Source organism: Arthrobacter sp. SLBN-122 (genome assembly GCF_006715165.1).
Classification (GTDB): Bacteria; Actinomycetota; Actinomycetes; order Actinomycetales; family Micrococcaceae; genus Arthrobacter.
This window is the reverse complement of sequence record NZ_VFMS01000001.1, coordinates 3,993,808-4,007,831: the sequence shown is the minus strand read 5'-3', so window position 1 is coordinate 4,007,831 and position 14,024 is coordinate 3,993,808. Positions and strand designations below refer to the sequence as shown.

At 66.2% G+C, this 14,024-nt stretch carries 10 protein-coding genes; 6 read left to right on the top strand and 4 right to left on the bottom strand.

Annotated elements, in window-relative coordinates; all coding sequences use genetic code 11:
- Positions 1–1,464: a Fe-S cluster assembly protein SufB gene (gene sufB, locus FBY36_RS18375; protein ID WP_142031207.1), complete on the bottom strand. Its 1,464-nt coding sequence runs from the start codon at positions 1,462–1,464 to the stop codon at positions 1–3.
- An 11-nt stretch (positions 1,465–1,475) separates the two neighbouring features.
- Entirely contained in the window at positions 1,476–2,264 is a 789-nt protein-coding gene (locus FBY36_RS18370; protein ID WP_235008892.1) for a helix-turn-helix transcriptional regulator, read from the bottom strand.
- A 133-nt stretch (positions 2,265–2,397) separates the two neighbouring features.
- On the opposite strand from FBY36_RS18370, the gene FBY36_RS18365 reads away from it, so the two are divergent.
- The 3 genes from FBY36_RS18365 to FBY36_RS18355 are packed head-to-tail and all read left to right on the top strand — an operon-like array spanning position 2,398 to position 5,118.
- Positions 2,398–3,366, top strand: a complete 969-nt coding sequence (locus FBY36_RS18365; RefSeq protein ID WP_142121732.1) for an ABC transporter ATP-binding protein — start codon at positions 2,398–2,400, stop codon at positions 3,364–3,366.
- Complete coding sequence (locus tag FBY36_RS18360; RefSeq protein ID WP_142121730.1) at positions 3,363–4,130, top strand: ABC transporter permease; 768 nt, start codon at positions 3,363–3,365, stop codon at positions 4,128–4,130. Before FBY36_RS18365 ends, FBY36_RS18360 begins: the two co-directional genes overlap by 4 nt.
- A 7-nt stretch (positions 4,131–4,137) precedes the next feature.
- Positions 4,138–5,118 (top strand): COX15/CtaA family protein, encoded by a 981-nt coding sequence (locus tag FBY36_RS18355; protein ID WP_142121728.1) that lies wholly within the window; start codon positions 4,138–4,140, stop codon positions 5,116–5,118.
- Positions 5,119–5,197: 79 nt separating this feature from the next.
- Here the strand turns inward: FBY36_RS18355 and FBY36_RS18350 are convergent, their stop codons facing one another.
- Complete coding sequence (locus tag FBY36_RS18350) at positions 5,198–7,453, bottom strand: SulP family inorganic anion transporter (protein WP_142121727.1); 2,256 nt, start codon at positions 7,451–7,453, stop codon at positions 5,198–5,200.
- Between the two features lie 192 nt (positions 7,454–7,645).
- Positions 7,646–8,605 carry a heme o synthase gene (locus FBY36_RS18345; RefSeq protein ID WP_142121724.1) on the bottom strand — a complete coding sequence of 320 codons (960 nt, stop codon included), beginning with the start codon at positions 8,603–8,605 and terminating at the stop codon, positions 7,646–7,648.
- 519 nt (positions 8,606–9,124) lie between these two features.
- On the opposite strand from FBY36_RS18345, the gene tkt reads away from it, so the two are divergent.
- Genes tkt through FBY36_RS18330 form a run of 3 tightly spaced genes read left to right on the top strand, consistent with a single transcriptional unit; the run spans position 9,125 to position 14,021 of the window.
- Positions 9,125–11,242, top strand: coding sequence for a transketolase (gene tkt / locus FBY36_RS18340; RefSeq protein ID WP_142122711.1), 2,118 nt, complete (start codon positions 9,125–9,127; stop codon positions 11,240–11,242).
- Between the two features lie 26 nt (positions 11,243–11,268).
- A complete protein-coding gene (tal, locus tag FBY36_RS18335; protein ID WP_142121722.1) occupies positions 11,269–12,384 on the top strand; it encodes a transaldolase in 1,116 nt (371 codons plus the stop codon).
- A gap of 5 nt (positions 12,385–12,389) precedes the next feature.
- Complete coding sequence (locus FBY36_RS18330) at positions 12,390–14,021, top strand: glucose-6-phosphate isomerase (RefSeq protein ID WP_142121720.1); 1,632 nt, start codon at positions 12,390–12,392, stop codon at positions 14,019–14,021.
- The last annotated feature ends 3 nt before the right edge of the window (positions 14,022–14,024 follow it).

The window sequence follows — 14,024 nt, the reverse complement described above, 5'->3', positions numbered from 1 at the left end:
TTATCCGACGGACCCTTCCATCTGCAGTTCAATGAGGCGGTTCAGCTCAAGTGCGTACTCCATGGGGAGCTCGCGGGCAATCGGCTCGATGAAGCCGCGCACGATCATCGCCATGGCTTCGTCTTCGCGCATGCCGCGGGACATCAGGTAGAAGAGCTGCTCTTCGCTGACCCGGGAAACAGTTGCCTCATGGCCCATCACAACGTCGTCCTCACGGATGTCGATGTACGGGTAGGTGTCCGAGCGGCTGATGGTGTCTACGAGCAGCGCGTCACAGCGGACGGTGTTGGCGGAGTGCTTGGCGCCTTCACGGACCTGGACCAGGCCGCGGTATGCTGCGCGTCCGCCGCCGCGGGCCACGGACTTGGAGATGATCGAGCTCTTGGTGTTCGGCGCAATGTGCACCATCTTGGAGCCGGTGTCCTGGTGCTGGCCTTCGCCGGCGAACGCGATGGACAGGGTCTCGCCCTTGGCGTGCTCGCCCACCAGGTACACGGCCGGGTACTTCATGGTGACCTTGGAGCCGATGTTGCCGTCGACCCATTCCATGGTGGCGCCTTCTTCGCAGATGGCACGCTTGGTCACCAGGTTGTACACGTTGTTGGACCAGTTCTGGATAGTGGTGTACCGGACCCGGGCGCCCTTCTTCACGATGATTTCCACCACTGCGGAGTGCAGGGAATCCGACGTGTAAATGGGAGCCGTGCAGCCCTCAATGTAGTGGACGTAGGAATCCTCGTCCGCGATGATCAGGGTCCGCTCGAACTGGCCCATGTTTTCGGTGTTGATGCGGAAGTATGCCTGCAGGGGGATGTCCACGTGGACGCCCTTGGGAACATAGACAAAGGAGCCGCCGGACCAGACAGAGGTGTTCAGCGAGGCGAACTTGTTGTCGCCCACGGGGATGACGGTGCCGAAGTACTCCTGGAAGATCTCCGGATGTTCCTTCAACGCGGTGTCGGTGTCCAGGAAGATGACGCCCTGCCGCTCAAGGTCCTCGCGCAGCTGGTGGTAGACAACCTCGGACTCGTACTGGGCGGCGACGCCGGAAACCAGGCGCTGCTTCTCGGCCTCCGGGATGCCCAGCTTGTCGTAGGTGTTCTTGATGTCCTCGGGGAGGTCGTCCCAGGAGGCAGCCTGCTTCTCGGTGGAACGGACGAAGTACTTGATGTTGTCGAAGTCGATGCCCGACAGGTCCGCACCCCAGGTGGGCATGGGCTTGCGGTCGAAGTACTTCAGGCCCTTGAGGCGCAGGTCAAGCATCCACTCCGGCTCGCTCTTCTTGGCCGAAATGTCCCGGACGACTTCTTCGCTGAGCCCACGGCGTGCGTTGGCGCCGACGTCGTTCTTGTCAGCCCACCCGTACTCGTAGTTGCCGATGCCGTGGAGCTCGGGATTCTTTTCCAGAATCTCCGAGATCACAGTGTTTTCGGCTACTGCTTTCTCTGATAGTTGGTCCGTCATCACGGCCTTTCTTACTGATGGTTGGTTACTTCGTCCAGGCTGGCGGGGGCTGCGGCCGGCGCAGTGACCGGCTTGGCAGACAGCCTGCCTGTAGGAATGTGGGTGGTGCAGACGTGGCCACCGCGCGCCAGGGTGGAGAGGCGTCGGACGTCAACGCCCACCAGCCTTGAGAAAACTTCGGTTTCGACGTCGCAGAACACCGGGAAGCGGGCCGCCAGCTGCTGGATGGGGCAGTGCCCCTGGCAGAGCTGCACGCTCGAGAGCGCCGCGGGCAGCGGTGCCTTTGCCTCGATGGACGCGGCGGAGGCCACGAAGTTGTCGCGGGTCAGGGCGGCTGCGAGTGCATTGGCACGGTCCCGGATGTCCGGTCCGGCCTGCTCGATTTCAGGTGCGTAGCGGCGCTCCATATCCGCAAAACGCTCCTCGGCGAAGGCGCGCACGGCATCCGGGCCGGCCATCTTTTGCAGCTGCTGCAGCGCAAGGGCGGCGATGTCCAGGTAGTCGTTGCCCAGGCTGGACTGGCCCTGGGAGCTGAGGACGTAGCGTCGGGCGGGACGGCCGGCACCCGCTCCGGGCTTGGCCACCTTCTTGACCTCGATGACGCCGGCACGGGAGAGGTGGTCCAGGTGGCGCCGGACTGCGGCCGGGGTGAACCCCAGCATGTCTCCGAGCTCGGCCGCACTGACGGGTCCATGTTCCAGGACGGCAGCGAGGACCCGGTCCCGGGTCCGCTCGTCGGCATCAGCGACAGGACTGGATGCCGCGGCACCGGCCACGGGCACAGCTGTAGCGTTGATCATGGAATACACAACACAATCATGTCGTAATTTAGTCCCGCACTCCAGTAAGGACAGGCTGACCTTGGCTGCCACTGCCGCATAACCGCGTCGGACGTCGGACGTCGGGAAATACTACATCCCGTAGAATACTGTGGTGCGATTCCCCCAGTCCCCCGTCCTGTCCATCCATGGGCTCATCAAGGACGTTGGCCCCCTTTCCAGCCTGGACGGAAAGATGCTCAGGGTTGTCAGCGGCGTTTCACTTATCGCGGAGCGTGGACAGGTAACCGCGCTCCTGGGCGCGAACGGCGCCGGAAAGACCACCACACTCGAATGCGCGCAGGGCCTGCAGAAGCGCAACGGCGGCAGTATCTCACTGCTGGATCAGGACCCTGCGGCGGCAGGCGCTGACCTGCGTTCCCGCGTCGGTGTGATGCTGCAGGACGGTGGCCTCCCGCCGTCGGCAAGGCCCCTGCCGCTGCTGCGGCACATTGCAGGGCTGTATGCCCGCCCGTGGCCCCTGGAGGACCTGGTGGGCAGGCTGGGCATCGACACCTTCAGCCGTACCAGCGTCCGCAGGCTGTCCGGCGGCCAGAAACAGCGCCTGGCTCTCGCCGCCGCCCTCATCGGCAGGCCGGAAGTCCTCTTCCTGGACGAGCCGAGCGCCGGCCTGGACCCGCAGTCCCGGCAGCTGGTCTTCGACCTGATCGCCGAGTTGCGGGACAGCGGGATGGGGATCATCCTCACCACCCACCTTATGGACGACGCCCAGCGCCTGGCGGACTACGTGTACATCATCGACGGCGGCCGCAACGTTGCCGAGGGAACAGTGCAGGAGTTGCTGCAGCGCACCCCGGCAGCCGGCCAAGGCGGTGAGCACATCCGGACGTTGGTGTTCGAGGCACCGGCCGGCCTGGATGTGGCCGCGGTGCTGCCGGATGGCGTGGATGTTTCAGAATCCCGCGCCGGAAGCTACACCGTCACCGGCGCCCTGACCCCGCGCCACCTCGCCGCGCTGGCCCAGTGGTGGGAAGCGAAGGGCGTCATGCCCGCATCAATGAGCCTCCAGGCGCGTAGCCTTGAAGACGTCTTTTTGGACATTTCAGGAAAGGACATCCGATGAGCACGGCAGCAACGCGGGAGATCCAGCAGCCGGCCTCCCTGCTGCGCCGCGTCCTGCTGCAGGGCAAGTATGAGGCACTGACCATGCTGCGGAACGGCGAACAGCTGATCCTTGCAGTGGTGCTGCCGCTGCTGGCGCTGGTCGGCCTGACGGTGACCCCTTTCCTGGACGGGATGGGCTCCAGCCGCATCAACGTGGCGGTTCCGGGGATCCTCGCGCTGTGCGCGATGTCCACGGCGTTCACCGGCCAGGGCATCGCCACCGGCTTCGACCGCCGCTACGGCGTGCTCCGGTTCCTGTCGACCACGCCGCTGGGCCGTGGCGGCCTTATTGCCGGCAAGGTCCTTTCGGTCCTGGCCGTCCTGTGCCTTCAGGTGGTGGTGGTGGGGCTGGTAGCCCTGGCGCTGGGATGGCAGCCGACGGCGGCGGGCTGGCTCCCGGGGCTGGCACTGCTCGCGCTGGGCGCGGCGGCTTTCACTGCGCTGGGTCTGCTGGTGGCCGGAACAGTCCGGCCGGAGGCCACGCTGGCCATCACCAACCTGCTGTGGATCCTCCTCGGCGCACTGGGCGGCATCGTGATCCCCGCCGAGAGACTGCCTGCCGCGGCGCAGGCCATTGTGCACTTCCTGCCGTCCGGCGCGCTGGGCGAATCAATGCGGGCCGCCTTCCTGGATGGCGCCGTCAACGGCGGCGCTGCCCTCATCCTGCTGCTCTGGACGGTTATCGCCGGAGCCGCAGCCATCCGTTGGTTCAAGTGGAATTGAGATAATCGTGACCACGGCTTCACGCCTCCCCCAGCTCGCCGGCCGCCTGGCATCGCGGCTCCCACGCACCGTGGACGCCAGGATCCGCCGCCTCGCCGTCGCGTCCCTGATCGGCCAGACGCTCCTGGTGGTCACCGGCGGCGCCGTTCGCCTGACGGCATCAGGCCTCGGCTGCCCCACCTGGCCCCGGTGCACCACGGATTCGCTGGTCAACACCCCTGAGATGGGGATCCACGGCTTCATCGAGTTCGGTAACCGACTCCTGACGTTCGCGCTGGCCGCCGTTGCTGCCCTGATGCTGGTGTACCTGTGGAACCTGCGGAAGGAACGCAAGGATCTCTTCCTCCTGGCCCTGGGCCTGCTGGCCAGCATCCCCGCCCAGGCGGTGATTGGCGGCGTCACGGTCCTCACCAACCTCAACCCATGGGTTGTTGGGCTGCACTTCCTGGTTTCCATGGCGCTGGTGGTATTCGCCACGCTGCTGGTCAACCGGGTCTTCGGACGGACCGGCCGCTTCCTTGCCTCCCGGCCCGCCGCCCTGCCCGCTGCCCTGCGCCCGGTGACGGCCGCCGTCGCCCTTTTCTCCGCCGTCGCCGTGATGCTTGGTGTGGTGGTCACGGGGGCGGGCCCGCATGCCGGTGACGCCGATGCTCCCCGCAACGACCTGGACTGGGATCTGTTCTCCCACATCCATGCCGTGCCGGCGTACCTGGTCACGGCCGGAACGCTGGTGGCCCTGGTGCTGGTCTTCAGGCGTGGCATTAAGGGGCCTTTCCGGACGGCCGTCCTGGCCCTCCTGGGCGTCACCGTGCTTCAGGCCATCATTGGCTTCACGCAGTACTACAACGGCATTCCGGCGCTGCTGGTGGCGGCCCACATGCTCGGCGCCGCCCTGCTGATGGCGGCGTCAACCAATGCCTGGGACATCGCCCGTTCCAGTCCCATGGACTCCTCCAGGACGCAGAAGCAGGCGAACGCTCCCCGATAAATGCGCGGCAGGCGCCCCGGCCCGGATGGGACCGGGGCGCCTGCCGGTTTCGGGCCCTTTCAGGTGGCCGGCCGGGACCTTACCGGTCCGCGAATGCCTTGACCTGAAACGCGGCCTCGCAGGCGGGGTCAAGGTTGTCGATTCCGGTGGTGGTGATCTGCAGGACCTGAGCGGTGGAAATGTCGTAAAAGAGGCCGGTGGCCTGGACCTTCCCCGCAGCCAGCGGCGGGCCCGCCACCGGATGGTTCTGCAGCTTGGCCAACTGCACGGCCACGTTGACCATCGCCAGCTGGTCCACTCGGCTGTATCCCGCTGCGGCCGCCTGCCGGCCCACCGGATGACCTGCAAGCAGCTCTGCGTAGCTTGGCCGGGCATGGTCCAGCCACTGCCCGAATGCCGCACCCAGGGAACCGTGGTCTTCGCCGTCGGCTTCTGCGAGCAGCGCCTTCATGGCGCCGCAGTTGGAGTGCCCGCAAATCACCAGCGACCGCACCCCCAGTCCGTTGACGGCGAAGGACAGGGCCGAGGCAGTCGAGGCGTCCTGGCCGTCGGCGCACACCACATTGCCGATGTTCCGCAGCGTGAGCAGGTCGCCGGGACCGCTGCTGGTGATCAGGTTGGGATTGACGCGGGAATCCACGCAGGCCACGAACAGGCTGTCGGGACTCTGCCCTTCCGCCAGGTCGTGCACCAGCGGGCGGACCTGGTGGGCGAACCTACGGTGGTATTTGTTGACGCCCTGCAGCAGCGGCTCCTTCCGGGGCGGAAGGGGCAGTTCGCTGGCCTCCTCGCGCCGGGGAGCCTGGTGGGCAGCGTCCCGGAAGACCGTGTTGCCGTGCTCCTCAAGATTTACCGTCCCGCCCCCGGCCTGGTGCTGGAGCTGCCAGGCCAACAGGGCTTCCCGGAAGGAATGGTCAACATAGTCGGCGTTGAGCTCCACCACCACGTCCGCGGCGGCGGGGACAGACTGGAGGACGCCGTTAAGCTTTGGCAGTGCGAAGAAACTGCACGATCCTGCTACGGTGACGCGCCAGGGCGCTGACGGCGCGGCGGGACGGTGCGCCTTGATGGGGGCCCGCAGGACGCGCCACAGCACACTGGCAGCGGCGAGGGCCAGGCCGATCATGACACCCTCCAGCAGGTTCAGGAACACCACGCAGACAAGGGTCACTGCGTAAATGGTGAGGTCACCGGTCCGCAGGCTGGTCCTGATGTCGGCCACCTTGATCAGGCGTCCCCCGATCACCACCAGCAGGCCGGCCAGGACGGCCAGCGGGATCAACTGGATCAGGCCGGCAAAGAGGGCTGAGAACGCCAGGACCCACACACCGTGCAGGACTGCCGATGCCCGGGTGGCCGCGCCCGCCTCAACATTCGTGGCGCTGCGGACAATAACGCCCGTCACCGGCAGTCCGCCCAGCGATCCGGAAACGATGTTGGCCGTGCCCTGGCCGATGAGCTCCCTGTTCAGGCTGGTCCGCGGGCCGGTTTGCATCTTGTCCACGGCGACGGCGGACAACAGGGACTCGATGCTGGCGATCAGGGCCATGGTCAGGATGGCAAAGGCGAAGGCGCGCCAGTTGCTGTCGGGGAGTTGCGGGAGGGCGACGGCATCGAAGATCGAGCCGTCCAGTGAGATGCGCTCAACGCCGGGGGCAAAGGCCACGGCCAGCGCGGTGCCTGCGGCGACGGCGGCCAGCGGGCCGGGGATTCGCCGGACCGCGGCGGGCAGGAACTTCCAGCACAGGAGGATTGCCACGACGGCGAGTCCCAGCAGGGCGGCATGCAGTTCCAGGTTGGTGATGGTTGCCGGCAGTGCCGCGAGGTTCTCGAGGGCCGAGCCTGCCGGCTTGGATCCAAGGAGCACATGGAGCTGCTGCAGGATGATGGTGACGCCGATGCCGGCGAGCATTGCCTTGACCACTACCGGCGAAACGGCCAGGGCGGCCCTGCCCACGCGGCTGATGCCCAACAGGAGTTGCACGACGCCGGCGGCCGCGGTGATTGCGCACGTCACCTGCCAGCCGAACTCCTGGACCAGGCCGGCAACGACGACGGTAAGCCCCGCTGCGGGTCCGCTCACCTGCAGCGGTGAGCCGCCAAGGCTTCCGGCCACGATTCCGCCAACGGCTGCGGCAATGAGACCTGCCATGATGGGCGCCCCCGACGCGGCTGCGATGCCCAGCGAGAGCGGGAGGGCCACCAGGAACACCACCAGGGATGCCGGTACGTCGGCACCAAGATGGGCGGCAAAAGGTGGGCGGGGAAATCTGAAGCGGCTTTTACCCGGCGGGCTGTGGCTGGGGGCCGGGAAGGTGGAGGGACGGGCTTCCATGGGACTTTCCTTTGATTGAGGGAAGGGTCCGCCCCACCGTAAGCAGCTTGTCATTGTGGATGACAGCCAAAGTGACCGATATGACAAAAAAGTCACATCCTTCCCACGTCGTCCCGTAAAGGATTGTGTTGTTAAAGCAGGCGGCGGCCCCCACCGTCAGATGGGAGCCGCCGTGGTGGCTGTTGCCGTGGCTTAGCCGGCCATGACCGCCTGCCCGACGAAGGGGTCCACCGCCAGTGCGATGAACAGCAGGGTCAGGTAGCTGATGGATCCGTGGAAGACCTTCATGGCGCGCTTGTCCTGGACGTCCTCGCGCTGGGCACGCGCATACAGGGCGTGTGATTCGTAGAGGAACCACGCCCCGGCAATGACTGCCGTGACGGTGTACACCCAACCGGCCCCTCCGGCCGGGATCATCAGCAGCGAGCAGGCCACCATGGCCCAGGCATACAGGACCACCTGGACGGACACCACTTTGGCGCCGGCGATGGCACCAAGCATGGGGACGTTGGCGTTCCGGTAGTCCTCGCCGTAGCGCATGGACAGGGGCCAGTAGTGCGGCGGGGTCCACAGGAAGATCACCATGAACAGGATGACCGCCGGCCACTCGACGGAGTTGGTGACGGCAGCCCACGCAATCAGCACCGGGAAGCAGCCGGCGGCACCGCCCCAGACGATGTTCTGTGCCGTGCGCCGCTTGAGGATCATCGTGTAGATGACAACGTAGAAGAAGATGGCCGCCAGCCCGAGCCACGCCGAGAGGGGATTAGCGCCGAACCAAAGGATCACGATCGAGGCCGCACCCAGCAGCCAGGAGAAGACCAGGGCCTCCCGGGGGGTGACTTCGCCGGTGACCAGGGGCCGGTTCTCCGTACGGTGCATCAGCTTGTCGATGTCGCGGTCGATGTAGCAGTTGAAGGCGCCGGCGCTGCCGGCGGCGAAGGCGCCGCCCACCAGCGTGGCCAGGATCAGCCCGATGGACGGGAAGCCCCGTTCGGCGTAGATCATGGTGGGCAGGGTGCTGACCAGGAGCAGTTCGATCACGCGCGGCTTGGTGAGGGCGAGATACGCCTTGGCCTTACGGGCAAACCCGGTGCCGGCGGCCCGGGATGCGTTCAGCGGCGTATCTGTAGTGCTCACGGTGGCAGTCACCCGTTCTGTGTGGCAGTTGAGGCTGGCGATGCAGCTCCGGTCGTGCGGCCCGGACCCCGGGCACGGCACAAAGGGAGGAAATGCTCCAAGAGCGTGCAACAGTCGGGAAACCCCGGGCGGCGGTAGCAATGCCCATCCGGCGTTGGCCTCCGAATATCATACCGCGCCGCAGCCCCTGTCCCGGCCCTTCCATATGCGCAAATGATTGCTCGCGCGCCCATTCGAGCAGATTAACTCAGCTGGTCGGAATGCTGATTCACAAAAGGGGAAATTGCGTCCAAAACGTGAGATTTGGGCCGCCCGGAGAATGGATAAGAGCTAAGCTGTCACCAGATCAGCACACAGCAAGAAAGCGGTGGAAAACGCATTCCCGCTGCTGCACGTGACTGAATGCAAGGATCAACGTTTCGATGGTGAACGGCTGGTACACACCGCAGCGGGCGCCACGCAGTGCGCCCTTAAACGGAGCCGTGTACCGCCGCCATCAGCACAGAGAGGGGCCCGGTTTTCGTGCCACATTTGGAAGAGCAAGAACTGTCATGGACCAGCTTGGACCAGCGCGCCGTGGATACCATCCGCGTCCTGGCCGCAGACGCAGTGGAGAAGGTGGGCAACGGCCACCCCGGAACCGCCATGAGCCTCGCGCCGGCCGCGTACCTGCTTTTCCAGAAGCTGATGCGCCATGACCCGCGCGATCCGCAGTGGCTGGGCCGCGACCGCTTCGTGCTGTCCCCCGGCCACACCTCGCTCACCCTTTACATCCAGCTGTTCCTCTCCGGCTACGGCCTGGAACTGAAGGACCTGGAGGCGCTCCGCACCTGGGGTTCGCTGACCCCGGGGCACCCCGAGTACAAGCACACGGCCGGCGTTGAGATCACCACCGGCCCCCTGGGCCAGGGCCTTGCATCCTCCGTGGGCTTCGCTTACTCGCAGCGCCGCCAGCGCGGCCTGTTCGACGCCGACGCCCCCGCCGGCGAATCGCCGTTTGACCACACCATTTGGGTCATCGCCTCCGACGGCGACCTCCAGGAAGGCGTCACGGCCGAGGCTTCCTCGCTGGCCGGCCACCAGGAACTCGGCAACCTCGTGGTCATCTACGACGAGAACCACATTTCCATCGAGGACGATACCGACATCGCCTTCACCGAGGACGTCCTGAAGCGCTACGAAGCGTACGGCTGGCACACGCAGCGGGTGGACTGGACCCGGACCGGCGAATACAAGGAAGACGTCCAGGAGCTCTACAGCGCCCTGCTCGCCGCCAAGGCCGAAACCTCCAAGCCGTCCATCATTTCACTGCGCACCATCATCGGTTACCCCGCACCCAAGAAGCAGAACACCGGCAAGATCCACGGATCCGCCCTCGGTGCCGACGAGGTGGCCGCATTGAAGGAGGTCCTGGGCTTCGACCCCGCCAAGTCCTTCCAGGTGGACCAGGAAGTCCTTGACCACGCCCGCCAGGTGGTGGAGCGCGGCGCGTCCGAGCGCAAGGAATGGGAAGAGTCCTTCAACGCCTGGCAGGCAGCCAACCCGGAGGGCGCAGCACTCCTGCAGCGCATCGAAGCGCAGGAACTTCCGGAGGGCATCGACGCAGCCCTTCCGGTCTTCCCGGCCGGCAAGGACGTTTCCACCCGTGCAGCATCCGGCAAGGTCCTCAACGCCCTGGGCCCGGTCATGCCCGAACTCTGGGGCGGCTCCGCCGACCTTGCAGAGTCGAACAACACCACCATTGAAGGCTCCCCGTCCTTCGTGCCAGCCTCCAAGCAGACCGGCGCCTGGTCCGGCAACCCCTACGGCCGCGTACTGCACTTCGGCATCCGCGAGCACGCCGCGGCATCGATCGTGAACGGCATCAGCCTGGCGGGCAACACCCGGGCGTTCTCGGGAACCTTCCTGATCTTCAGCGACTACCAGCGTCCGGCCATCCGCCTGGGTGCCCTGATGGGTGTTCCGTCGCTGTACGTCTGGACCCACGACTCCATCGGCCTGGGCGAAGACGGCCCCACCCACCAGCCGGTGGAGCAGCTCGCCTCGTTGCGCGCCATCGTGGGCCTGGACGTGGTCCGTCCCGGTGACGCCAACGAAGTGGCAGCTGCCTGGAAGACCATGCTGGAAAACCACGCCAACCCCGCAGGCATCGTCCTGACCCGCCAGAACATCCCCACCTGGGAACGCGGCGCGGGCGACGCCGACGGCGACACCTTCGCTTCCACGGCAGGTGTGGCAAAAGGCGGCTACGTCCTGGCTGAGGCATCGAAGGACGGCGCCACGGTACCGGCCGACGTGATCCTCATTGCCACCGGCTCCGAGGTCCAGCTGGCCGTCCAGGCCCGCGAAGCCCTCCAGGCCGAAGGCATCGCAGCCCGCGTCGTCTCCATGCCGTGTGTCGAATGGTTCAAGAAGCAGGACGCCGCCTACCGCGAATCCGTGCTGCCTGCCACCGTCAAGGCACGCGTCTCGGTGGAAGCCGGGCTTGCCCTGGGCTGGCGGGAATTCGTCGGCGACGCCGGCCGTTCCGTGAGCCTCGAGCACTACGGCGCTTCCGCAGACTACAAGCGCCTCTTCCAGGAGTTCGGCATCACGGCAGATGCAGTGGCTGCCGCAGCCAAGGACTCCCTCTCCAGCCTCCAGGCCTGAAACCTCATCTTTTAGGAGATACAAAAATGACTACTCCCACCCAGCAGCTCTCCGACGCCGGAGTCTCCATCTGGCTCGACGACCTTTCCCGCGGACGCCTGCAGACCGGCACCCTGCGCAAGCTCATCGAAGAGAAGAACGTGGTTGGTGTGACCACCAACCCCTCCATCTTCCACGCGGCCATCACGTCCGGCACTGACTACGACCACATCATCGCCGGCAAGGCAGCCGAAGGCGCCAGCGTGGAGGACACGATCTTCGAGATCACCACCACGGACGTCGCCGACGCCTGCGACCTCTTCGCACCCGTGGCTGCCGCCACCAGGGGCGTCGACGGCCGCGTCTCCATCGAAGTCGATCCCCGCCTTGCCTGGGACACCGCAGGAACCATCGCCGAAGCCAAGCACCTCTCGCAGCGCGTGAACAAGGACAATGTCCACATCAAGATCCCGGCAACCATCGAGGGCCTTGAGGCCATCACGGCAACCCTCGCCGAGGGCATCAGCGTCAACGTGACCCTGATCTTCTCGCTGGAGCGGTACCGGGCGGTCATCAACGCCTTCCAGTCGGGCCTGGAGCAGGCAAGGGAAAACGGCCACGACCTTTCCAAGATCCACTCCGTGGCATCATTCTTCGTCTCCCGCGTGGACACCGAAATCGACAAGCGCCTGGACAAGATCGGCACCGACGAGGCAAAGGCGCTTAAGGGCAAGGCCGGCCTGGCCAACGCCCGCCTGGCCTACCAGGTCTACGAAGAGCTCTTCTCCACGGAGCGCTGGGCCCTGCTTGCTGACGCAGGGGCACTCCCCCAGCGCCCCCTGTGGGCTTCCACCGGCGTGAAGGACCCGGCCTACCCGGACACCCTCTATGTCACCGAGCTCGTTGCCCCCGGCGTGGTGAACACCATGCCGGAGAAGACCCTGGATGCCACCTTCGACCACGGCGTGGTTACCGGTGACACGGTCACCGGCACCTATGACGAAGCAAACGCCACCCTCGACGCCCTGGAAAAGCTGGGGATCTCCTACAACGACGTCGTAGCACTCCTTGAAACCGAAGGCCTGGACAAGTTCGTGGCCAGCTGGAAGGAACTGCTGGCGGACGTCGAAGGCGCCCTCGCCTCTGCACGGAAGGCTTCCTAACACCTATGAGCACTCTCAGCTTCGACGCCACCGGCGCTGCCCAGCAGGCGCTTGACCAGCACCTTCCCGCCCTCGTGGAGGACCGGGTCGCCACCCGGGTCTTCGCCAAGGACCACACCCTGTGGGGTCCCGACGCCGAATCCGAGTCGGAAATCCGCCTCGGTTGGGTGGAGGCCGCAACAGTCTCGCAGCCTTTGGTCAAGGACATCCTGGAACTCCGCGACGCCCTGCGCGCCGAGGGCGTCAGCAGGATTGTGCTTTGCGGCATGGGCGGATCCTCGCTGGCCCCTGAGGTTATCGCAGGCACCGCCGGCGTCGAGCTGACAGTGCTGGACAGCACGGACCCGGACCAGGTCCGTGCTGCCCTGGCTGACCGGCTGGCGCAGACCGCGATCGTTGTCTCGTCCAAGTCCGGTTCCACGCTGGAAACCGACTCGCAGCGCCGAACATTCGAGCAGGCCTTCACCCAGGCCGGCCTGGACGCCAAGAGCCGGATCATCATCGTGACGGACCCGGGTTCCCCGCTGGACAAGGCCTCCCGGGAAGCGGGCTACCGCGCTGTCTTCAACGCCGACCCCAACGTCGGTGGCCGCTACTCCGCGCTCACGGCGTTCGGCCTGGTACCTTCGGGCCTGGCCGGCGTGGACATCCAGGCGTTCCTGGACGAGGCTGAGGAAGCTGCCGAAATCCTGAATGATGACGCCCCCGAAAACATCGGGCTGGCCCTGGGCGCCGCGCTGGGCGGAACCAGCCCCTTGCGGAACAAAATCGTCATTGCCGAGGACGGCTCCGGCATTGTTGGGTTCGCCGACTGGGCTGAACAGCTCATCGCTGAATCCACCGGCAAGCTGGGAACCGGAATCCTGCCGGTCGTCGCGGGTCCCGATGCCCCGGAGGTAACCTCCGGCGCCCCCGACGTCCTGGTGGTCCGGCTCGTGGCCGCGGATGCCGACGTCGAACCCGGCGACAACCAGGTGGCCATTGCCGGCGGCCTTGCCACCCAGATGATGGTCTGGGAATTCGCCACGGCCGTTGCCGGGCGCCTCCTGGGCATCAACCCCTTCGACCAGCCTGACGTTGAGGCCGCCAAGGTGGCAGCGCGCGGACTCCTCGACGCCCAGCCGGAGCCCACGCCTGCAGCATTCGTCGACGGCGCCATTGAGGTTCGCGGCGGGGACTGGCTGGGAAACGCTGCCACCGCTGAGGGCGCCATCAAGGCCCTGCTGGGCACCCTGGCCGCGGACAGCTACCTGAGCGTCCAGGCGTACTTTGACCGGCTGGCCTTCGCCAACCTGGAGGGCATCCGGGACGAACTGGCCGCCGCCACCGGCCGTCCGGTGACATTCGGCTGGGGTCCGCGCTTCCTGCACTCCACCGGCCAGTTCCACAAGGGTGGACCTGCCATTGGCGTCTTCCTGCAGGTCACGGCGACGCCCGCCGAGGACCTGGGGATCCCGGACCGGCCCTTCAGCTTCGGCGAACTCATCGCCGCTCAGGCTGCAGGCGACGCCCAGGTCCTGGCTGGTCACGGCCGGCCCGTGCTGCGCCTCCACCTCACCAACCGCGCCGCCGGTGTGGCGCAGCTGCAGGACATTGCTGCTGCCCTGTCCACCCGCGCGTCCGCCACCGAAAGCTAAGGC

Coding starts and splice junctions, on each gene's coding strand:
- FBY36_RS18370 (WP_235008892.1), bottom strand. CDS start 2,264: ATGATCAACGCTACAGCTGTGCCCGTGGCCGGTGCCGCGGCATCCAGT.
- FBY36_RS18330 (WP_142121720.1), top strand. CDS start 12,390: ATGAGCACTCTCAGCTTCGACGCCACCGGCGCTGCCCAGCAGGCGCTT.
- sufB (WP_142031207.1), bottom strand. CDS start 1,464: ATGACGGACCAACTATCAGAGAAAGCAGTAGCCGAAAACACTGTGATC.
- FBY36_RS18350 (WP_142121727.1), bottom strand. CDS start 7,453: ATGGAAGCCCGTCCCTCCACCTTCCCGGCCCCCAGCCACAGCCCGCCG.
- FBY36_RS18360 (WP_142121730.1), top strand. CDS start 3,363: ATGAGCACGGCAGCAACGCGGGAGATCCAGCAGCCGGCCTCCCTGCTG.
- tal (WP_142121722.1), top strand. CDS start 11,269: ATGACTACTCCCACCCAGCAGCTCTCCGACGCCGGAGTCTCCATCTGG.